This is a genomic window from Candidatus Leptofilum sp., assembly GCF_965223285.1.
In the GTDB taxonomy this organism is placed as follows: Bacteria; Chloroflexota; Anaerolineae; order Promineifilales; family Promineifilaceae; genus Leptofilum.
This window is the reverse complement of sequence record NZ_OZ244997.1, coordinates 6333378-6355830: the sequence shown is the minus strand read 5'-3', so window position 1 is coordinate 6355830 and position 22453 is coordinate 6333378. Positions and strand designations below refer to the sequence as shown.

The 22453-nt window shown below is 53.5% G+C and carries 10 protein-coding genes; 9 read left to right on the top strand and 1 reads right to left on the bottom strand.

The features are described 5' to 3' along the window. Positions 1-120 precede the first annotated feature (120 nt). The gene (locus ACOQPU_RS28330) at positions 121-1896 is read right to left on the bottom strand and encodes a polymer-forming cytoskeletal protein (RefSeq protein WP_420643183.1); all 1776 of its coding nucleotides are present in this window, start codon (positions 1894-1896) and stop codon (positions 121-123) included. Positions 1897-2145: 249 nt separating this feature from the next. Between ACOQPU_RS28330 and ACOQPU_RS28325 the strand changes: the two genes are divergently transcribed. The 9 genes from ACOQPU_RS28325 to ACOQPU_RS28285 all read left to right on the top strand — a co-directional run bounded on the left by ACOQPU_RS28325 (position 2146) and on the right by ACOQPU_RS28285 (position 22451). Then, positions 2146-2364, top strand: coding sequence for a hypothetical protein (locus ACOQPU_RS28325; RefSeq protein ID WP_420643182.1), 219 nt, complete (start codon positions 2146-2148; stop codon positions 2362-2364). 224 nt (positions 2365-2588) lie between these two features. Beyond that, the gene (gene pyrF / locus ACOQPU_RS28320) at positions 2589-3389 is read left to right on the top strand and encodes an orotidine-5'-phosphate decarboxylase (RefSeq protein ID WP_420643181.1); all 801 of its coding nucleotides are present in this window, start codon (positions 2589-2591) and stop codon (positions 3387-3389) included. Between the two features lie 493 nt (positions 3390-3882). Next, complete coding sequence (hutH, locus tag ACOQPU_RS28315; RefSeq protein ID WP_420643180.1) at positions 3883-5412, top strand: histidine ammonia-lyase; 1530 nt, start codon at positions 3883-3885, stop codon at positions 5410-5412. Between the two features lie 97 nt (positions 5413-5509). Beyond that, a complete protein-coding gene (locus ACOQPU_RS28310) occupies positions 5510-11269 on the top strand; it encodes an amino acid adenylation domain-containing protein (protein WP_420643179.1) in 5760 nt (1919 codons plus the stop codon). A 90-nt stretch (positions 11270-11359) separates the two neighbouring features. Continuing rightward, on the top strand, positions 11360-14854 hold the full coding sequence (locus ACOQPU_RS28305) for a non-ribosomal peptide synthetase (protein ID WP_420643178.1): 3495 nt from the start codon (positions 11360-11362) through the stop codon (positions 14852-14854). After that, positions 14854-18975, top strand: a complete 4122-nt coding sequence (locus ACOQPU_RS28300) for a non-ribosomal peptide synthetase (RefSeq protein ID WP_420643177.1) — start codon at positions 14854-14856, stop codon at positions 18973-18975. The genes ACOQPU_RS28305 and ACOQPU_RS28300 overlap by 1 nt, the downstream gene beginning before the upstream one ends. Beyond that, positions 18968-19717 (top strand): thioesterase II family protein, encoded by a 750-nt coding sequence (locus ACOQPU_RS28295; protein ID WP_420643176.1) that lies wholly within the window; start codon positions 18968-18970, stop codon positions 19715-19717. Before ACOQPU_RS28300 ends, ACOQPU_RS28295 begins: the two co-directional genes overlap by 8 nt. 43 nt (positions 19718-19760) lie before the next feature. Beyond that, positions 19761-20702 carry a sulfotransferase family protein gene (locus tag ACOQPU_RS28290; protein WP_420643175.1) on the top strand — a complete coding sequence of 314 codons (942 nt, stop codon included), beginning with the start codon at positions 19761-19763 and terminating at the stop codon, positions 20700-20702. 603 nt (positions 20703-21305) lie between these two features. Continuing rightward, positions 21306-22451 carry an acyl-CoA dehydrogenase family protein gene (locus ACOQPU_RS28285; RefSeq protein WP_420643174.1) on the top strand — a complete coding sequence of 382 codons (1146 nt, stop codon included), beginning with the start codon at positions 21306-21308 and terminating at the stop codon, positions 22449-22451. The last annotated feature ends 2 nt before the right edge of the window (positions 22452-22453 follow it).

Below are 22453 nucleotides of genomic sequence, written 5' to 3'. Positions count from 1 at the left end.
AAAAGCATTACTAAACACAAATAGAGCGGCAATTAGTAAGAGGATTCGTCCGGAACGGCCATGTTCCTCATCAAATTGGAGAGAAATAGATGAAAGGCTCTGCATAAAGTTGTGGCACAATTACGAGGTTTGGGCGATTTGGCGTTTCAGCTTCTGGATACGTTCATCTGCTTTTAGTTGAATTTGCTTGATACCCTGATTTTGCTTCTCAATCATGGCGCGCGCATCTTTTAACTTGGCGATGGCTTGCTTAAGCTGAAGTTCGCGCTCAATCAGGCGCGCCTGAATTTCAGCTAGATGTTGCCCCTGCGCATTCGCCTGGCTCAAATACCGATTCAGTTCATTTTCGCTTGATTCTAGCTGCACTTTTTGCTCCTGAATGATGGTTTGTAGCCCCATGTTTTGCTCAACCAGCTCTTCATGACGGCCGTTCCATTCAGCTTGTTTACTTTGCAGACTGTTTTGCGCTTGAGTGACGGCCGTTTCTAGAGCCATCACCTTTTCTTGTTGCGTTTGCAACTCGGCTTCCACTTGAGTCAGGCGATCAGACTGCTCGGCCATTGCCTTTTCGGCAGCAGCGGCGGCCGCCTGACTTGCTTCCAGCTCTGCTTTATACCACAGAACACGCTCAAAATGCGCATGTTCAGCATCTGCTAATTCGGCTTCTAGCTGGCTAACCCGTTCCTCTGCCTCGGCGAGCTGCGCAATTTTGGTCAACGGATCGGCCGTTTTTGCGCGTAGCTCAGTTAGCTCATCCAGTACCTTTTCCAGCTCTTTTTCTGCTGCTTTGCGTTGCTCCCGCTGCATCCCTAAAACGGTACTGCTTTCTTCAATCTGGCTTTCCGATTTTTGTAGCTCCGCTTCCAGCTCTTCAACTTTTTTCTCGGTAATTTCGGCCAGTTCTTGCCAGCGAATGAGCGATTCTTCTTGTTCAGATGTGTGAACGAGGCTGGCCTTGTGGGCTACTTCCAGGCTGTGTATGCGATCGCGCAAGGTGTTGATTTCCTGCACGGCCGTTTCCAGTTCACTATCTACGGCCGTTTTGTCTGATTGCAGTTGGGAATGGTTATTTTGCAGTTGGGTATGCTGCTGCCGCAAATTGGTAAGCTCATCATTTTGCTCGGTCATTAAATCGCGGGCGATGCCGAGTTCGTTGGCTTGCCGCTCCACCTGGCTTTTGCGGTGTCGCAACGCCTCTTGCGCTTCATCGAGCTGCGTTTGTTTGGTTGTTAGCTCAGTGCGCAATTCTGTTAGCTCTTGCTTGAGATTGGCAATGGTGCTGGTAGATTCCCCCGCTAGCTCCGTTAGCCGCCGCTGAAAATCTTGCTCCAGCTCCGCCCGCGCTGCCAAAGACATGGCTGCTTGCGCTTGAAGATGATGCAAGGCTTCGATTTGCGCTTCATTCCGGTTAAGTAGTTGGCCTTCGGGTAAATCCTGCCCGTTTTCGTGTCGGTTCAGGTCAGTGTCATCCGGCAGACGGCCGTTTTCGGCCAATGTCGCATAATCTGACTCATCGACACTGCTAATCCAACCGTGAACATGCCCGCCCCTGAGAACGGTTAGCTCCACAGTGAACACATCCCCCAAAATTTGGCCGCTTTTTTCCACCCGAATGTCGCGGCAAACAGCCGAACCTGTAAGCAGTCCCGACACCATCAGGCGAGGGGCAAATACGTTGCCAACCAGAGTCGCTCCTTCTTGAATCGCCACGGGTTGATCGGTATGAATATCTTCGACGTGGTAGCCAACAATCTCTAACCAGGTTTGCCCACGCCGCCAAAAGCGGAGTCGATCAAGTAAACCTTGCCCATTCGGTTCGGCAATAGGTTCGGTTGCTGGCTCGTCTGCTGATATAAGTGTGCCGTCAGGCGTTGTGGAATCGTCTGTTACTGTCATAGCCTTAAGAACTTACTGTGTCATTATAGCAGGGGAATGCATAAGATGATACTGAAACAGACAAAACATTTGGTGAAAACGGCCGTAAATCATGCCAAATTCACCAAAATTTCAGGCTGAATAATAAATTCACTTAAAGGCGTTGGGCTTTTAGAACTTATGTGCTAATATTGAGGGCCGTTTGGGAGTGAAGGTAGCAATTGTGAAGGCCAGGCAGTACGGCCGTTGAATAAAACAGGGAGAATCAAAATGGGTGAACATGGACTCATCGTTGCTTTCTTTGCCCTGGCTTTTTTGGCCTTCTGCCTTACGGCCGTTGCCCTTTATGCACTTAGCCAGAGCAAAGATGATGTTGCCGACAAGAGTGTAGATGGATTACGCAATTTGCACCTTAGCAGCGTGCAGAAACCTACAGCAGAACCAGATAAAAACCAAGTAGACGAAGCATCAGACTTGTCAAACAACTAATTCAAGCATTCTGGCAAAAATGGCCTTTTGTGTACTGGTCGTTTTTCAACTTCCGTGGCAGGGCTTTTCAGCAGGCGCAATTATAGAACGCAGACCAAAGCGGACGACGCGGAAAATTGATTACAGTCTGCGCTCGTCTGAAAACCCCAATTCCTACGTGTGATTTCTGGACAGCCGTTTCTGGTATATGTTGGCAAACTGGGTAAAATTTGGGCATGACTTACTTGGAAAAACTTAAGACTGCTCAAGATAAAAACAACTCCTGGCTCTGTGTGGGATTGGATCCAGTTCTGGAGCGTTTACGTGTTGATTTTCGCAAGTGGGATGAACCCATCTTGCCGTACAACCAGGCAATAATTGAAGCCACGGCCGATCTCGTCTGTGCCTACAAACCAAACCTGGGCTTCTACCTGCAATGGGGAGCCGCAGGTGTTATCGCGCTTGAGCGCACCATCGCGTATATTCCCAGGCACATCCCCGTAATTCTAGATTGCAAAACAGGTGATATTGGCCACACGCAAGCAGCTTGGGGCAACGGCCTCTTTGATGAATGGCAAGTAGATGCGGTAACGGTCAATCCATTTGTAGGTTCAGACGCTGTTTTGCCCATGATCGGGAATCGTCCTGACAAAGCCGTTTACATCTTGGCTCATACTTCCAATAAAAGCGCAACACATTTTCAAGGGGACCTAGTTAATGAATGTGGCCTTTCAGCAGATGTGTTACGCCAAAGCCAAACTTGGTCTACTGCCGGGCACAAGGGGTATGTGATGGGAGCTACCTATCCTGAGGAGCTGGCAGCGGCTCGCCGCCTTGCCCCAAAGGCAAATTTCCTCATTCCAGGTATTGGTGCTCAAGGTGGCAACTTGGCAATGGCAGTTGAATTTGGGCCAGACAAGGGCGCTGGGCCGGTGATTAGTGCCAGCCGCAGCGTCATTTATGCTTCTGGCGGTGAAGATTTTGCTGAAGCGGCGCGCGAGGCAGCCTTAACTTTACGAGAACAAATTAACCAGCTACGAGAATAGAACCATACGGCCGTTTCCCGCCAATATTTAGGAGGAAAGTACGGATAGAAACGGCCGTTTGATCCCCTCGGCTCGTAAGTAAGCTGGTAAGATACCTTCATTAAACTACCCAAGACTTAGAAGAGTCTGCGCAACCATCAAAAGTAAGCAAAAGGCTGGCACGTGCCACGTTTTGCCATTACCAATATCTCCCACCAGAGCCCCACTAGAATTCATCACATTGCCTGGGTTTACTATGTGAGGAGCCACCACAAAGGCAAACTGTGGCTTGCAAAATCAAATCCAAACGCCCCGCCATGTGGTGTTGTGATGAAAAATTCCTAAACAGTAGTACGGTGACTGTAAATTTTGTTTAATCGGCACTGTCGTAAGCTGCGTTGCATAGACGAATACCGTGCAACCAACCCTGACGTTTTAATAAATTGCCCATGTTCTGAGAATCCTACTATCACTGGGCAAATAAATTCTATTAGCATAATTTGAGGAAGGATTAATGACTCGCCAAACCAATACCCACCAAGTGACACTCGATTACTACACACTTCAGGATTTACGCGCCATAGCTGATACCATTCCTCGCCTGGAACTGCATCCAAATGTCATCCAAAAAATTGAAGCTGGTGCCCAATTTGTGCTGGAGAAGGCAGCCGAAGATAGATACATTTACGGTACCAATACTGGCTTTGGCTCTCTTTGCGAAACCCGCGTGGAAAACGAAGAGATGGAAACGCTTCAATTTAACCACGTGGTATCCCACGCTGTGGGCGTCGGTGAAATTGTGCCCGCACGATTGTCCCGGCTCATGCTGTTTATTAAGCTGCTTACCTTCCGAACCGGGCATACAGGCATTTCCATGGCTCCCGTCCAGCGGCTGATCGATATGTGGAACAACGACATCGTGCCAGCCATTCCCAAAAAAGGGACCGTAGGAGCCAGTGGTGATTTAGCCCCACTGGCACACATGGCTTTGCCACTGCTAGGGCTGGGCAAAGTGCATTACAAAGGGGAAGTGGTTGAGTCTGCGACCGTTTTGGAAGCAATGGGCTGGGAACCGCTTCGCCTCAAGCCCAAAGAGGGATTGGCCCTGACCAACGGCGTGCAATACATTAACGCCCGTGGTGCATTAGCCCTCATGCGAATCGAAGAAATGATGAAAACGGCCGATCTCTTCGCCGCCATGAGTTCCCAAGCATTTAGCACCTCAGAAACGTTCTACCAGGCTCCCTACCACGAGACGACCTACCATCCCGAGCGGAAAACCGTTGCGGCCAACTTCCGTAAGGTGCTAGAGGGCAGTAATCATTACGAACTACCCACCTGCAACAACTCCAAGCAAGACCCGTACTCCTTCCGCTGTATTCCGCAGGTACATGGTGCCATCCGGCAGGCAGTCAACTTTGCCATCGACATCATCGAAAAAGAGTGCAATGGCGTTTCCGACAATCCGCTTTTCTTCCCGGAAAGCGACCAAATTTTGTTTGGTGGCAATTTGCATGGGGAATCAACGGCATTGGCTTTGGATTTTGTGGCGATGGCCACCAGTGAGATGGCCTACATTTCTGAGCGACGCACCTACCAACTGCTGTCAGGGATGCGGGGTTTGCCAGACTTTCTGGTCAATCAGCCAGGCCTTAACTCTGGCTTTATGATTGTTCAGTATACGGCCGCTGCTCTTATGAACGAGAACAAAGTGCTATGTACGCCCGCCAGCGTGGACACGATTCCCACTTGCCAATTGCAAGAGGATCATGTGAGTATGGGTGGTACGTCTTCCTATAAATTAGAGACGATTGTGGACAATGCTGAGTACATTTTGGGCATCGAACTGCTAACGGCTGTGCAAGCCATTGATTTCAACAAGCCGCTGAAGCTCTCTCCAGCTACCCAAAAACTTTACGATGAGTTCCGCCAGCATTTCACCTTCATGGAGCGAGACAGGGTGATGAGCGATGATATGGAACGCGCCCGTGATTATTGCGCTGAAAACCGCGCCAAATGGATTGAGCAGTTCGGCTTGGCGTAAATCTTAATGGTGATTTAAAGGAACACTCCCGAAGATGGGTACATATCCTTCGGGAGATTTTCTTGTATTGCTAATTTAGCGAGGAACGGCCGTATCCATGACCCTAACAATGAAACAACGCACCCTACCTTTGCTGCCAGCAGACCCACTGGCGTTGTTTGTGCTGCTGCTGCATCGTTACAGTGGTGAATCGCAGCTATCATTTTTGCTAAATGGTGAGCCAACAACGGTGACAGTAGACGGCACTGCGCCGTTTGCCGCGTTGGTAGAGGCTGCTGGCAAACGGACGGCCGTTCTCTCCCTCACCGATCCGCAACACTTGCCTGTTTTGGCACAGAACCTGAGCCAACGTTTGCCTGCAACTGCCGCTCAGCCTATTCTGACATTTGATCCGCAATCCGGTGTATTGACCCACGCGGCGGAAATATTCGATGAGGCCACAATTGACCGCTTGGCGGGACATTGGCAAACGTTAGGGCAGGCGGTTGGGGATTTGCCAGAAACGGCCGTTGCCCACCTACCCCTCCTCACACGACAAGAGCAAAATCAACTGCTTAACGAGTGGAACGACACCAAGCAATACGAATATCCAGGCCTGCACCAGATGTTTGAACAGGTCGTGGCCGAGTCTCCCAACAGCTTGGCCATTACCTTTGAAGATCGGGAGATTAACTACGGTGAACTGAACGGCCGTGCCAACCAAATCGCCCATGCCCTCATTAAAATGGGGGTGCGGCCGCAGGATCGTATCGCCATCATGTTAGAAAACGGGCCGCAGCAGGTAGAAGCCCTCTTTGGTGTGCTCAAGGCTGGCGGCGTGTTCGTCTGCCTCGATCCCCATTACCCCACCCACCGCCTGCAAGCTATCCTGGATGAAGCCCAGCCCGCCCGGTTCATCCTCGAAGCAAGCTGCCTGGAGCGGCATGAGGATTTATTGACGAATCTGCCTACTGGCTGCAACATTTTGGCGATTGATGGCTTGAAGACGTTTACCGCAGAGAACGCGGAGAGCGCAGAGAAAAACAAAAAAATCTCTGCGTCCTCCGCGCCCTCTGTGGTGAAAAAGATCGAAGCTACAATTTATGGTCCCGGTTTCATCGAAGCCTGCGCCGATACCACTCCGAATTTGTCGCTCAAGCCAACTGACCCGGCTTACATCGTTTACACATCTGGTTCGACCGGAAAGCCGAAGGGCATTTTGCAATCTCATCTGAGCTTTTGCCAGTTCATCGATTGGCAGGGCCGCTACTTTGGTATTGTTGCCCCGCAGCGGTTTGCCCAGTGGGCTTCCATCGCCTACGATGCTTCTTACTGCGAGATTTTTGGTACGCTCTGTTTTGGCGCCACGCTTTGCATGGCTCCGGCCATGATCCGCTTTAATCCGCAAGCCCTCATCGAGTGGGTGCGCCAGGCAGAGATCACCATTTTGCAAATTGTGCCCAGCTTTTGCCGCCAGGTGCTGCAACTTTTGGAGGCTGAACCGAGCCAAAACGGTAGTCACCCGCTGCCCAAGCTGGAAATGCTCCTGCTGGCTGGTGAAATTTTGCCCGTTGATTTGGCCCACGCCTGGCTCAATCGCTTCCCCAACCCGGCGAAGCTGTTCAACTTGTATGGGCCATCAGAAAGTGTGCTGGCAACGTACCACGCCATCCCCAAAGTGGAACCCGACCAGCGAGCCATTTCGGTGGGACGCGCCATTGACGGCCGTCAACTCCTCATCCTCGATAAAAACCAGCAACTTTGCCCCATTGGCGTGCGCGGCGAACTGTACATTCGCAGCCCCTACCTCACCGAAGGCTACATCGAACGCCCCGATGAGATGGCCGCTAAATATGTCCAAAACCCGCTGCACGACGACTTCTCCGACCGCGTTTACCGCACCGGCGACATGGGGCGCTGGCTGGCTGACGGCACAATTGAGTTTTACGGCCGTCTCGACAACCTCGTCAAGCTGCGGGGGATGCGGGTGGAACTGGGCGACATCGAAGCCGCCCTGCGCGGGCATGAAGCGGTACGAAACTGCGCTGTTGTGGTTCGCAAAGTGACCCGCGACAAAAGTCGCCTTATCGTGAAAGACCGCGAGACGCGCAGCAAAAGTACCGCCAGCGAGCAGCAAATTCTCATGGCCTACTACACGGCTGAACGGCCGCTTTCTGGTTACGAATTGCGAGCATATTTAGAAGAACTGTTGCCGCCCCACATGATTCCGCAGCAGTTTGTGCAGCTAGATGAGCTACCCTACAACGCCAACCACAAGCTCGATTTACGCGCCCTGCCGGAGCCGCAAAATTTGCGCCCCGACCTGCGCCAGCCATACATCGCGCCGCGCAACGCCCTAGAAGAAAGGATTGCCGACATCTGGCAGGATGTGTTGGGCATTAACCAGGTGGGCATGGAAGATGGCTTTTTTGAGCTAGGCGGCGATTCACTGCTGGCGATGCAGGTGCTGAACCGCACCCGTGAGGCCACCCAGGCCAAACTCTCCTTCCGCCACCTGTTTGAGCGGCAGACGGTCGCCAAGCTGGCAGAGTTGGTGGCTGAACCTGCCGAACCCACAAGTACGCCAAGCCAAATGCCCGTTCATGCCGAAGCCCGCACCCATTATCCGCTTTCAGTGGCCCAGCAGGGCATTTGGTTTTTGTGGAAGCTGGAGCCAGACAGCCCGTACTACACGGCTCAAGGCGTGATTCACCTACGCGGCGCGGTGGATGTGACCATTTTGCAGCGTGCCTGGCAAGCACTCATCGACCGGCACGTCATTTTACGGGCGAAGTTTGGGATGGATGAAAACGGCCGTCCCACCCAAACCTTCCCCCAGCGCCAGGACGAATTGCAACTGATCGATCTCACCCACTTTTCAGCCGACGAACGAGAAGCGTATCTCAAAGAATTCATGTACGAAAAAGGGCAGCAGCCGCTCCACCTGGAAAAACACAACCTGCTGCAGGCCAACCTGTTCAAACTGGCAGAAGATAGCTACGACATGCCCATCACTTTCCACGAAATTACCCTCGATTTGTGGGGTTGGTCTAACATGATCCAGGATTTGGGCGCACTGTACGACGGCTTTCGGCGCGGCGAAGACAATCCGCTGCCACCACTACCCTTCAGCTTTGCCGATTACGTGCTATGGGAGAACGAGGCCATCACTAAAAGCAGCCTTCAGGCGCAGGAAACATATTGGCAAGAACAGTTGGCTGGTGAACTGCCCGTCCTCAGCCTGCCCACCGATCGCCCGCACCCTGCCCATCCCACCTTCCGTGGCGAGGCGCAGGCGGTGATGCTGGATGCGGAGCTAACCGCGCAGCTAAAAGCATTGAGCCAGCAGCAGGGTGCCACCCTGTTCATGACCATGCTCACTGCCTTCAACATCATGCTGCGCCTCTACGCCGGGCAGGATGATTTGATTGTAGGCGCACCGCTGGCCAACCGCACCCGCGACCACGCTGAGGATTTAGTGGGCTTCTTCCTCAATATGCTGCCGCTGCGAACCAAATTTGGTGACGACCCCAGCTTTGCCGACGTGCTGACCCAGGTGCGCGATACGGTAACGGGTGCCATTTCCAACGCTGAATATCCCTTTAGCTGGATGCTGGAGTGGGCGCAAACCGCTCGCGATGTGAGCATCTCTCCGGTTTTCCAGGTGATGTTCAACATGCTCAATTTACCGCAGTCCAGCGTGGCCCTCAATGACCTTTCACTGAGCTTTAGCGAATTGGACACTGGTTACATTAAATATGATTTAGCCCTGTACGCCCACGAACACGGCGACGAAATTTTCTTGCAGCTAGCTTACCTGACGGATCTGTTTGATGCCACGACGATTGAGCGGATGTTGGCGAACCTAGTGGTGATTTTGCGGCAGGCTGTTGTGAATTTGGAACGGCCGTTATCCCAACTCACCCTCATCACCGAAAGCGAACGCCAAACCGTCCTGCACGACTGGAACCAAACTGCCCAGGATTTTGGCAGCGAGCTAACTATCACTGAACTATTTGAGCGGCAAGCAGCCAAGACCCCGACAGCCACCGCCCTCATCTGCCAAAACGAGACGATGCGTTACGCCGATTTGAACCAGCAGGCGAATCAGTTGGCGCATTATTTGCGGCAAAGCGGCGTGGGGCAGGGTAGCTTCGTAGCCATCTGCACCGAACGCTCCTTCCAGATGATGGTCGGACTGTTGGGCATTCTCAAGGCCGGGGGTGCATACGTCGCCCTTGATCCAGATTACCCGATGGCGCGGCTGCAAGATATTTTGAGTGACACCCAGCCGAAACTCCTCATCGTGCAGGAATCTGTTGATCGCTTCACCAATTTTGCTGGCAAGAAAGTTTGTTTAGACCGCGATTGGGCAACTATCGACCAACAACTGGCCACTAACCCAACTAGCACCACCACGCCAAACGACCTGATCAACCTCGTTTATACGTCATCCACCACAGGTAAACCCAAAGGCGCGCGCATTCCGATGAGTGCGGTGCTGAACCGGCTGCTGTGGATGTGGGATGAGTATCCATTTGTGGTGGGGGATACGGCCGTCTTGCAAAAATCATATGCCCTCGTTGCCGCCACCTGGGAACTGTTCGGTGGGTTGCTCAAGGGCATTCCCACCCTCATTTTGCAGCCAGAAGCCGTGCGCGATGCCGATCTGCTCTGGCAGCAGCTAACCCGGCACAAGGTCAGCCATTTGCTCTCCTCCCCCGCCCTCATCGAAAATGTGCTGCAAGCGGCCGCTCGGGAAGAAAGCCGTTGGGACAGCCTGCGTTTTGCTACCACCAGTGCCGAACCAATCTCTCCGGCGATGGTGCGGCGTTGGCAAGAAACCTTCCCCGGTGTGCCGCTGCTCAATTTATACGGTTCTACGGAATGTTCGTCTAACGCCACCCAGTACGACGCCGCGACTTTGCCAGAAACGGCCGTGCGCGTCCCCATCGGCCAGCCATTGCCCAACATCCAGGTTTACGTCCTCGACCAAAACCACCAACCCGTCCCCATCGGCGCGGTTGGCGAACTGTGCATCGCTGGCGCGTGCCTGGCAGATGGTTATTTGAATTTGCCTGAACTCAGCGCAGAAAAATTTGTGCAGTTATCAATTACTGACAACCGATTACCGAATACTGTTTACCGCACGGGCGATCTTGCCCGCTGGCGCAGCGACGGTCAGCTAGAGCTCGTCGGGCGGCGGGATTACCAGGTGAAGATTCGTGGCTTCCGCGTGGAGCTGAACGATATTGAAGCGGTGCTGATGCAGCAGGGCGACGTGAAAAAGTGTGCCGTAGCCCTGGCCGATGCCGATAGCGACCATAAGCGGCTGGTGGCCTACGTTGTGCCCAAAACAGACGGCGTGCAGCTCAACGACCTGCGCGACTTTTTGCGCCAGCGGCTCCCTGGCTACATGGTTCCCAGCGACTTTTTCTTGCTAGATGCTATGCCGCTGGGGCCAACGGGCAAAATTAACCGCAAAGCCTTGCCCAAACCAGAAGAATTGCAGACCGGGTTGATGGATACGGCCGTACTCCCCACCACGCCCCTGCAAATCACCCTGGCGAATATTTGGCAGCCGCTTTTGGGGCGCGAGCAAATTGGCATTCACGCCAACTTCTTCGATGTGGGTGGTCACTCCCTGCTGGCAACCCAGGTCGTCTCCCGCATCCGCGACCAGCTAAATGTGGAGCTATCCCAGCGTCGCTTTTTTGAGATACCCACCATTGCTGAATTAGCGATTGAAATTGAGCAGATGCAGGCGGAAACGGCCGCATCCCACGACGATGAAATGGCCGACCTGATGGTTGAATTGGAAAATCTGTCTGACGAAGAAGCCGAGGCACTTTTGGCGCAGATGATGGCAGAAGAATAACAACAGTAGGGGCGCACCCCCGTGTGCACCCTGGAGTGGGCAGACACGGAGGTCTGCCCCTACCAAGCCGATAAATTTTTAGGTAGTTGTATGACAAACCAACCAACCGAGCAGAATAAGGCAAAAGATCGCCTGGCGGGGCTATCCCCAGCCAAGCGTGCTTTGCTGGAAATGAAATTGAAACAGAAACAAGCGCAGGCCGCGCCGCAGGGCATTACCCGCCGCGAGGATGATGCGGCTGCGCCCCTTTCCTTTGCCCAGCAGCGGCTCTGGTTTTTGGAAGAACTGGAACCGGGCAGCCCGGCTTACCACATTCCGGCCATCTTCCAGCTAGAGGGTGACTTGGACGTAGCGGCGCTCACCGCCAGCCTGAACGAAATTGTGCAGCGGCATGAGGCATTGCGGACGACCTTTACGGCCGTCAAGGGCCAGCCCTCCCAGCAAGTCACCGATGAAGTGACCATCAGCGTTCCCGTTGAAGATTTGCAGGGTTTGCCCACCGCGCAGCGTGAAGCCGAAATTGCTAAACTGACGGCCGTAGAAACGAGACGGCCGTTCAACCTCACCACCGATCCCCTGCTGCGTGCCTGTCTACTCAAGCTGGCTCCCGACAAGCATCGGCTCATCCTCACCATGCACCACATTGCTTCCGATGGCTGGTCACGCGGGGTGCTGCTGAATGAGCTGTCGGTGCTGTACAAGGATTTTGTAAGCACGCATTCCCCCCTCCTTATTCCTCCCCCGGAGGGAGAGGAAATTGTCCCCTCTCCCCCTGGGAGAGGGCTAGGGAGAGGGTTCCTCACCCCGCTGCCTATCCAATACGCCGATTTTGCCGTCTGGCAGCGAGATTATTTGAGAGGCGAACGGCTGCAAAAGCAGCTAACCTACTGGAAAAATCAGTTAGCGGGCGCGCCGCCGCGCCTGGAACTGCCCACCGACTTTCCCCGTCCAGCCGTGCAGGAATATCGCGGTCAACGACTGCCACTCACCATTGACCCAGCCTTGGTTGAGGCGATGAAGCAGGTGAGCCAGCGAGCCGGCACGACGCTGTTCATGACCCTGTTTGCCGCCTTCAACGTGCTGCTCCACCGCTACAGCCGCCAGGAAGATATTGTGGTTGGCTCACCTATCGCCAATCGCACCCGCGCCGAAATTGAGGGGCTGATTGGCTTTTTTGTGAATACGCTGGTTCTGCGAACCGATTTGGCAAGCAATCCCACCTTTTTAGAGCTGCTGGCGCAGGTCAAAAATACAACCCTCGACGCTTACGACCACCAGGATTTGCCTTTTGAGAAGCTGGTGGAGGAGCTTCAGCCAGAACGTGCCCTCAGCTACAATCCCATCTTCCAGGTAATGTTTGTCCTGCACAACGCCACGGGTGCATCCGTGCAGATGCCCGGCCTCACCGTTACGCCGCTGGAGGCGGATACGGGCACGTCTAAATTTGATCTCGCCCTGTCGCTGGTGGAAGAAGCAGATGGCATGACGGGCTATTTGGAATACAATGTTGACCTCTTTGCCGAAGGGACGATGCGCCGCTTTTGGCAACATTTTCAAACATTGCTAACAGGAATCGCCGCCGACCCCAGCCAGCCAATCGGTGCTTTGCCCTTGATGACTGAAGATGAGCGGCAAAAAGTGGTGGTGGACTGGAATGAGACAACGGCCGTTTACCCCCAACAACCCATCCACCAACGCTTCGAGCAGCAGGCTGCCCAAACGCCAAACGCCATCGCCGCCGAATTTCCCCACCAAACTGTGACCTACGCCGAGCTAAACGGCCGTGCCAACCAACTGGCACACGCGCTGCAAAAGCAAGGCATTGCCCCCGATGTGAAGGTGGCTTTGTCGGTGGAGCGGTCGCTGGAGATGCTGGTAGGGCTGCTGGGCATCCTCAAGGCAGGCGGAACCTACGTGCCGCTCGACCCCACCTATCCGCAAGAGCGGCTGGCCTACATGCTGGCCGATTCCGGAGCCAAAGTGCTGCTGACCCAATCTAATTTACTGCCCGCCATGCCGGAACATCAGGCTAGGGTTATCTGCCTTGTCAGTGATTGGGACAGCATCGCCCAAGAAAGCGAAGAAAATCCAACCAGCGAGGTTACGCTGGACGATCTCATTTACATCATCTACACCTCTGGCTCGACGGGACGGCCGAAGGGCGTGGCCTTGCCCCAGCGAGCCATCGCTAATCTGCTGGCATGGCAGCTACAAAATACAACTTGCGGCCTCGGCGACAAAACATTGCAATTCACCACCCTCAGCTTCGACGTAAGCTGCCAGGAGATTTTTGCCACGCTGTGCAGCGGCGGCACGCTGGTGATGATTGATGAAGCCATTCGGCGCGACCCGGAGCAGTTGGCGCAGCTAGTCGCCGAAAAGCAGGTTAACCGCATCTTTTTGCCCTTTGTGGCCTTACAGCAGTTGGCCGAAGCGTTTGCTGCCCAGCCGACTTTGGATTTGCGGCTGCGCGAACTCATTACGGCCGGGGAGCAGCTACAAACCACTCCGCCCATCGTGGCCTTGTTCCAGCGGCTGCCCAACTGCCGCCTGGCAAACCATTACGGCCCCTCGGAAACGCACGTCGCCACCGCCTACGATCTGCCTGCCGACCCGACTACCTGGGATGCTCTGCCGCCCATCGGCAAGCCCATTGCCAATACCCAAATCTACCTGGTTGATCCGCACATGCAGCCCGTCCCCGTCGGCGTTCCCGGCGAACTGCTCATCGGCGGGGATAATGTAGCGCGGGGGTATTTGAATCGGCCGGAGTTGACTGCCGAGAAGTTTACCATCCCCCCCTTTAATTCCCCCCCGCTGGGGGGGACAGAGGGGGGGCGCGTTTACCGCACAGGGGATCTGGCCCGCTACCGTGCCGACGGCAATATCGAATACCTGGGTCGGGTGGATCAGCAAGTGAAAATTCGCGGGTTCCGCATTGAGCCGGGGGAGATCGAGGCGGTGTTGAGTGAGCATGAGGCAGTGAAGGAAACGGCCGTTCTCGCCAAACCAGATTCACAGGGCAACAAGCGGCTGGTAGCTTACGTCGTGACCCAGCCGGGGCAAGCGGCCGATGCGCTGACGTTACGTTCCTTTTTGAAAGATCGTCTGCCGGAATACATGGTGCCCGCCCTGGTGATGCTGCTGGACGAGATGCCTTTGACCCCCAGCGGCAAAATCAACCGGCGCGGCCTGCCCGAACCCGACGACACAGCTCGGGCAATTGAACAGGAATTTGTGGCGCCACGAACGGCCGTTGAAGTCATTGTCGCTAAAATTTGGTCAGAAATTCTGGGCGTGGAGCGCGTTGGCGTAAATGACAACTTTTTTGATTTAGGTGGTCACTCGCTGTTGGCTACCCAGGTTATCTCGCGCCTGAAATCATCATTTAAGACCAATTTGCCGCTGCGGAGTCTGTTTGAGTCGCCCACCGTGGCCGAATTGGCAGTGGCGATTGTGGCCTTGGAGGCGCAGCCGGGGCAAGCGGAGAAGATTGCCACCGTGCTGCAAAAATTAGGGGACATGACCTCGGAGCAGATGAAGCAGCTTTTAGAAGCGAAGCGAAGAGCAGGAGCAGTAACTTAATGGCGTTTGATCAACAATCTGAGTCAGCGGAATTGTCTGCTGAAGAATTGGCGCTGCTAGAAATGATGTTGGCCGAAGAAGGGGTGGATTCGTCCACTGAGCCAACCATTCCCCAGCGCACTAATTTAGAAAAATCACCTCTCTCTTTTGCCCAGCAACGGCTCTGGTTTTTAGAGCAGCTAGAGCCGGGCAGTCCGGTTTACCACATTCCAGCAGCATTTCGGCTGCGTGGGGTGGTGGATACGGCCGTCCTCCAAACCAGCCTTAACCAACTGGCCCAGCGGCACGAATCGCTGCGGACAGTTTTTGTATCTGAAGCTGGCACGCCATACCAAAAAGTGCTGCCAGAAATTGAATTACCCCTCAACGTCCTCGATTTGCGGCGGGCCGCCAATAATGAGCAGGTGGCTGAGAAGCAGCTTTTTGCCGAGACGCAGCGGCCGTTTAACCTGAAACTTGGCCCACTTTTCCGCACCACCGTTTTTCAGCTGGCAGATGATGATTTCATAATCGTGTTCATGATGCACCACATCATTTCGGATGGCTGGTCAATGGGGGTGCTGTTTGGGGAGTTAACGGCCGTTTATAACGCTACGGTACAGAATGAAACTGCCAACCTGCCCGACCTACCCATCCAGTATGCCGATTTTGCGGAATGGCAACGAAATTGGCTGCAAGGCGACGTGCTGGCGGCGCAGATTGGTTATTGGAAAAATCACCTGCACGGCGCGCCGTCGCTGCTGGAGCTGCCGCTAGACAAACCGCGTCCCAACAGCAAAACATTCGTGGGCAAGCGGCAGTCAGTGACGTTAGATAAAATCATTGCTGATGGGCTACAAACGTTGGCCCGGCAGGAAGGTGCGACCTTGTTTATGGCGGCTTTGGCAGCCTTTAAGGTGCTGCTTTACCGTTACACCGGGCAGGAAAGCGTGGTCGTTGGCTCACCGGTAGCCAACCGCAACCGAGCCGAAATCGAGGGGTTAGTGGGCTTCTTCGTTAACACATTGGCGCTGCACACGGACATGAGTGGTGCACCCAGCTTCCGCCAACTTTTAGGGCGGGTGAAAGAAGCAGCGCTGGGTGCTTACGACCATCAGGACGTGCCGTTTGAAAAGCTGGTAGAAGAGCTTCAGCCAGAACGGTCGCTCAACTATAATCCAATTTTTCAGACCCTGTTTACGTTGGAAACGGCCGCACGCACGCCTTTACAATTAGCTGGTGTGGTGAACGGCCGTTCCCTTGAAGTTGATTTTGGCGCAGCCAAGTTTGATCTGAGCCTGTCGCTGACGGCCGAAGAAAATGGCCTGATTGGTTCGTTTGTTTACAACGTTGATCTCTTTGAGCCGGAGACGCTGGTCCGAATGGCGGGGCATTTGCAAACGCTGGCCGCGGCGATTGTGGCCAACCCTGACCAGCCCATAACCCAGCTAAACATGCTTACCGAAGCGGAGTGGCAGCAGTTGGCAGCTTGGAACAGTACGGCCGTCACCTACAACCATCCCGTCCCCACCGTGTATCAACTATTTGAGCTGCAAGTAGAAAAAACGCCCGATAAGTTGGCACTCATCTATGAAGACGTGGAAATGTCGTATAGTCAGCTTAATGAAAAAGCGAATCAACTGGCTCATTACCTCCAAAAGCAGGGCGTGAAGCCAGAAACGTTGGTGGGCATTTCCGTGGAGCGGTCGCCCGACATGGTAATTGCTTTGCTGGGCATTTTCAAGGCGGGCGGAGCTTATCTGCCGCTCGACCCGACCTATCCGCAGGAGCGGCTGGCCTACATGCTGGCCGATTCCGGCGTAAAAACGCTACTCACCCAGGAACATTTACTGCCAGATTTGCCGGAAACGGAAGCGGCCGTTTTCTTACTGGACAGCGACTGGCACAAAGTTGAAAATGAACCCACCAGCAACCTCGACAGCGGCGTCAGCCCCGAAAATCTGGCCTACGTCATCTACACCTCTGGCTCGACGGGACGGCCGAAGGGCGTGCTGGTGACGCATCGCGGCATTCCCAACTTGGCCGAAGCCCAAATCGAGACGTTTGGCCTAACGCCAGAGAGCCGCTGTTTGCAATTTGCCAGCTTCAGCTTCGATGCCTCCGTCTCTGAAGTGACAACGACGCTGCTGGCGGGCGCCACGCTGGTGCTGGCACCGCAGCGCAGCATGATGCCCGGCCCCGCGCTCATCCACCTGCTGCGAGACAAAGAAATCACGGTAGTTACCCTACCACCCTCGGCTTTGGCGGTCATGTCGCCCGACGAGTTGAGCGGCGTGAAATCAATCATTTCGGCGGGGGAAGCCTGCTCGGCGGAGATTGCGGCCAAATGGTTGCCGGGTCGTCGCTTTGTCAATGCCTACGGCCCCACGGAGGCAACGGTTTGCACCACCATGAACATTGTAGAAAAAGTTGATGGCACGCCGCCCATTGGCAAACCGATCAACAACTTTCAAACGTTGGTGCTGGATGCCAACCAGCAGCCTTTGCCCCAAGGCATTCCTGGCGAGCTGTACATTGGCAGCGAGCTGGCGTTGGCACGTGGCTACCACAATCGGCCAGACTTAACGGCCGAAAAGTTCGTGGAACTGACATTGGACGAGCGGATTTCGTTCAAAAACCGCAAATTTTACCGCTCAGGTGATTTGGTGAAATGGCTACCGGATGGATCCCTAGAGTTTCTGGGTCGGATAGATCATCAGGTGAAGGTGCGGGGGTTCCGTATTGAGTTGGGTGAAATTGAGACGGCGTTAAGGGAGCATACGGCCGTTCAAGAAGCCCTCGTCCTCGCCCGTGAAGATAAGCCAGGTGACAAGCGTTTGGTTGCCTACTTGCTGTCGGCCAATGGCTCTACGCCATCCCCCACCAATTTACGCAGCTTTTTGCAGGAAACCTTGCCCGATTACATGGTTCCCAATGCGTTTGTTTCGCTAGAAGCCTTCCCCATTTCGCCCAACGGCAAAGTGGATCGCAAAGCATTACCTGCACCATCACAAGATGTGGCCAGCCGGGAAAGCAGTTACGTTGCGCCAGGCAGCCGCGTCGAGCGGCAGTTGGCAACCATCTGGGAACAGATTTTAGGCGTGTCGCAGGTTGGCATTCACGACAATTTCTTCTCGCTGGGCGGCCATTCGCTGCTGGCAACGCAACTGTTTGCCCAAATTGATAAACAAATTGTGAAGGGGCTGCCCATTACCTTGCTGTTCCAATATCCCACGGTGGCACAGTTGGCTGAGGTGATTGAAAAGCAACGGCCGTCCGACGCTTGGTCTGCTCTCGTTCCCATCAAAGAGGGGGGCAATCGACCGCCGTTTTATATGGTGCATGGTGGGGCAGGGCATGTATTTAACTACCAAAAATTGGCTGACAATCTAGCCGATGACCAACCGTTCTACGGGGTGCAGCCGCCAGATTGGACTGGGCATCGCGTTGCGCCACCTAAAGTTGAAGAGCTTGCCCAAAAATATGTGGCCGAAATCCGGCAATTCCAGCCCGAAGGGCCGTACTACCTGGGTGGCTTTTGTTTTGGTGGCATGGTGGTGTATGAGATTGCCCGTCTGCTGCAAGAAGCTGGCAAAGAGGTAGCCGTGCTGGCACTGCTTGAACCATCCGCCCTGGGCACGCGGAATGAGTTGCTTGTGCAAAATCAGGAAGGGGTGGGGCCAAACGTGGGCGAATTGCCTCTGTTTGGTTTTGATAAAAACGTTCCCAAAACGGTTGTAGGCAAAGTGCGTCGGGCTGGGTATGGCATTGTCATGCGCTCTCGTCGGCGATTGTTGCGGACTTTTCGAAAGCTCAAGCGCTTAATATTCTCAATTTATGTGGCAACTGGCGCGCCAATTTTGCGGCAACATCGGGATTATTATCTGATGGAGTTTGTTACCGGCAAATCGCGAATATTGTACCGCCCTGATGGAACTTTCCGTGGGCAGATTGATATGTTTATGATTCGGCGCGGTCGGTTTATGAACCAGACGCTGGGCTGGGACAAAGTAGCCAGTGAACGTGTACAGATGTGCCAATATGAAACGGATCACATTGGCGTGATTCAGGAACCCGTGGTGCAACAAGTCGCCAGCGCGTTACAAGCGCGGTTGGATGAGGCGCAAAAAGCGAATGGTTGAGTCGCCCTGGATTGCCTACGCCAAGCCCAATGAGCAGGCCGCGTTACGCTTGTTTTGTTTGCCCCATGCGGGCGGCGGGGCTGGCACTTACCGCACTTGGGTCGATTGGTTGGCTCCAGACATTGAGGTGCTGCCAGTGCAGTTACCGGGCCGGGAGACGCGCTTTTTGGAACGGCCGTACCAAACTATCGAATCATTGCTGGATGACTTAACCACTGCGATACGGCCGTTGCTGAACAAGCCATTCGCCTTTTTTGGTCACTCGCTCGGTGCGCTGGTGGGGTTTGAACTGGCGCGGCGGCTCAGGCAAGATGGCGTGGTGCCCCGGCAGCTATTTGTTTCTGGTTATGGCGCACCCCATTTGCTGGTTAAGCTGCCGCCCATGCACCATTTGGATGACGTGGCGTTTGTGGCAGCATTGCGGGAATTGGACACCGTGCCAACGGCCGTTCTGGAAAACGAAGAGTTGCTGGGTTTGCTGCTGCCAATGCTTCGCGCCGATTTTGCAGTGTACGAAGGGTACATATACTATAAAGAACCACCGCTGAGCTGCCCGATTATCATACTTGGCGGAGAAGCCGATCCGCTGGTGCCAGCAGAAAATCTGGCCGCCTGGGCAACCCACACAACGCAACCCGGCGAGATGCACCTAATTCCTGGTGGTCATTTTTATTTGCAGGGTCAGGAAACGGCCGTTTTGCAAATTATTCGGCAAAGCCTCCAGGTTCAGCAACCATCTTGATGCAAAATATTTTGACGGCAATCGATATTGGAGAATGACGGCAATGGCTGTTAACGGGTTTAGCAAATTTCAAGACAAACTGATGTTTTTCGGCCTCAACGTGCTAGAGAAGTTTCAGCGTGGGGCTGATAAGCTGCAATATAGCCCAACGTTCATTGTGGCACCCCCGCGCGCAGGCACTACGCTCACCCGTCAGGTGGTTAGCTGGGCTATTCCCACCTCTTACTTCTCCAACCTCACCGCCATTTCCAGCTTTCATTTAGGCAAACCGTTACCCATTACCACAGCTAAAATGGCTAAGCGAATGGGTGGAGACCAAAATACAGGCTCATTTGAAAGTAATTTCGGCCGCACTGCTGGGCGCGCCGCGCCTGCCGAGGGGGAAACGATTTGGGCCTACTGGTTCCGTAATCGGTATGGGCCTGTAGAACCGGACAATGTCTCTCCGCAGCAGGCGCAGGGGATGTACCAAGCCGTTGCCGCAACGGAGCAAGTGTTTGACCTCCCGTTTTTCAACAAAACGACCGTTCTTAGCCTTCGTATTGGTGCGATTCGCAAAGTGTTTCCCAATGCGTTGTTTATTCAGGTCATGCGCGATCCGCTGGACACGGCACAATCGATCTACAAAGCACGGACGACGCGCTACCCAACGTGGCTAGGCGCACGGCCGCGTGAATGTGAAAATATTGATGGTAAAAGCGTATTGCAGCAGGTGTGCGAGCAGGTGTATTATGTTGAAAAGAACATTGCGCGGGAGCGGGCCATTGTGGGTGAGAAGGCATTCCTGACGGTGCATTACAAGGATGTGTGTGCCAACCCGCAGCGTGAAGCGGAACGCATTGCAGCCTTTATGGATGCCAATGGTGCCCCAGCCAAGGTGAGGCGTGCATTGCCTGAGTCGTTTAAGCTGTCACACGGCCGTAAAGTGGAAGAAGCAGAGTACCATGAAATGCGCCGTCTGCTAGACAAACTTTATCGTCAATAGACCCCCACCATCTTCTCATTTCGATTCCAAACAAAACCCTTTATCCTATTTTAGCTAGGGTTGTTCCCCATTCAGCCATTCGCAAAAAGTGAGCACATTGCTGTCTAACAACCTGTTTTTGGCCGACTGTTTGTTGGAAACGGCCGTAAGGTTGAACGAAACTTTATAATGCTAATTTTAGCCTCAAAATCAGTCTGGTAGCGGCATCTAAACCCACCTTATAGCAGTACATATTTGACTGAGGTTGAAGCAACTTTTTACAAGACAGCTAGCTGCGTTTGGCATTCAACATCATGTTCGCCTTTTCCCCACCGAAGCCAACATTCTGCCCCACCCATTGCTTATGTAACTGGCAAGACGTTTCAAAGGATGAGCAAAGAAGCCTTAGTCGATAACTCGAAGAAACCATATTGAATGACAATTGGGTAATCTTGCAAGCTGTGTGCGATTTATCAACAGTCATTATGCATTTGTAAGCTGCTTTGAAAGTTATTTAGCCTGGTCTGAAAACCTAGACAAAACATAGACATGGCCTAGGGGTTGACACAAAACAGTTCTGATTCAATAAATTTTATTCAACAAACGAAGCGAGTAAAAAACCAAATGGATTTTTCTTGGAGTGATGAGCAATTAGAATTTAAACGATCTGTTGCCGAATTTGCCCAAAAAGAGCTCAACAAAGGCCTAGTTGAGCGAGACAAAGAAGGTGAGTTTTCCCGCGAAAATTGGCAGAAATGTGCTGATTTTGGCATTTTAGGACTCTCTTTTCCAGAAGCGTATGGAGGGTCTGAGCTTGATATTCTTACAACGATGCTCACCATGGAAGGCTTGGGTTACGGCAGCCGAGACAATGGTTTGAGCTTTGCCCTAAATGCGCAAATGTGGAGCGTACAGCATCCCATCTTAACTGTCGGTACAGATGAGCAGAAGCGTAAATATCTGCCCCGGCTCATTAGTGGCGAACTTATTGGCGCACACGGCATGACGGAACCAGATTCTGGCTCGGATGCGTACAGCTTGCGCACTCGCTATGAAAAAGTAGACGGCGGTTACTGCCTGAATGGCACCAAGATGTTTGTGACCAGTGCTCCGATTTGCGATCTGGCAGTGGTTTTTGCCACAAAAGATCCCAAATTGGGCATGTGGGGTATTACAGCCTTCATCGTAGAAGTCGGTACGCCAGGTTTTAGCGTTAGCCGTGACATTGAGAAGATGGGGCTGCGGACCTCGCCAATGGGCGAACTGGTGCTAGAAGATTGCTTCATTCCTGAAGAAAACTTGCTGGGGAGTGAAGGTGGCGGTGCCAAAATTTTTGCTCATTCTATGGAGTGGGAGCGTAGCTGTATTTTGGGTAGTCATTTAGGGGCGATGGAGTTCCAGCTAGAAAAGTGCATTCAATATGCACGTGACCGCAAGCAAGGTGGCCAATCCATTGGTAAGTATCAGTCGATTTCCAACCGCGTTGCCGATATGAAGGTGCGCCTGGAAACGGCACGGAACCTGCTATACAAGGTGGCCTGGTTAAAGAGCCAAAAGAAAACAGCAACGATGGAAGCTGCCATGGCCAAGCTGTATATCAGTGAATCTTATGTGGCCTCTAGCCTGGATGCGATTCGGATTCTGGGTGGCTATGGTTACATGACCGAATTTGAGATTGAGCGGGATTTGCGGGATGCGATGGGTGGAACCATCTATTCTGGCACGTCTGACATTCAAAGAAACATTATTTCAAGATTACTGGGGTTGTAGAA

What these genes read in the sequence shown, in the direction of transcription:
- ACOQPU_RS28330 (WP_420643183.1), bottom strand. Translation starts at nt 1,896, where the DNA reads ATGACAGTAACAGACGATTCCACAACGCCTGACGGCACACTTATATCA.
- ACOQPU_RS28325 (WP_420643182.1), top strand. Translation starts at nt 2,146, where the DNA reads ATGGGTGAACATGGACTCATCGTTGCTTTCTTTGCCCTGGCTTTTTTG.
- hutH (WP_420643180.1), top strand. Translation starts at nt 3,883, where the DNA reads ATGACTCGCCAAACCAATACCCACCAAGTGACACTCGATTACTACACA.
- ACOQPU_RS28310 (WP_420643179.1), top strand. Translation starts at nt 5,510, where the DNA reads ATGACCCTAACAATGAAACAACGCACCCTACCTTTGCTGCCAGCAGAC.
- ACOQPU_RS28305 (WP_420643178.1), top strand. Translation starts at nt 11,360, where the DNA reads ATGACAAACCAACCAACCGAGCAGAATAAGGCAAAAGATCGCCTGGCG.
- ACOQPU_RS28300 (WP_420643177.1), top strand. Translation starts at nt 14,854, where the DNA reads ATGGCGTTTGATCAACAATCTGAGTCAGCGGAATTGTCTGCTGAAGAA.
- ACOQPU_RS28295 (WP_420643176.1), top strand. Translation starts at nt 18,968, where the DNA reads ATGGTTGAGTCGCCCTGGATTGCCTACGCCAAGCCCAATGAGCAGGCC.
- ACOQPU_RS28290 (WP_420643175.1), top strand. Translation starts at nt 19,761, where the DNA reads ATGGCTGTTAACGGGTTTAGCAAATTTCAAGACAAACTGATGTTTTTC.
- ACOQPU_RS28285 (WP_420643174.1), top strand. Translation starts at nt 21,306, where the DNA reads ATGGATTTTTCTTGGAGTGATGAGCAATTAGAATTTAAACGATCTGTT.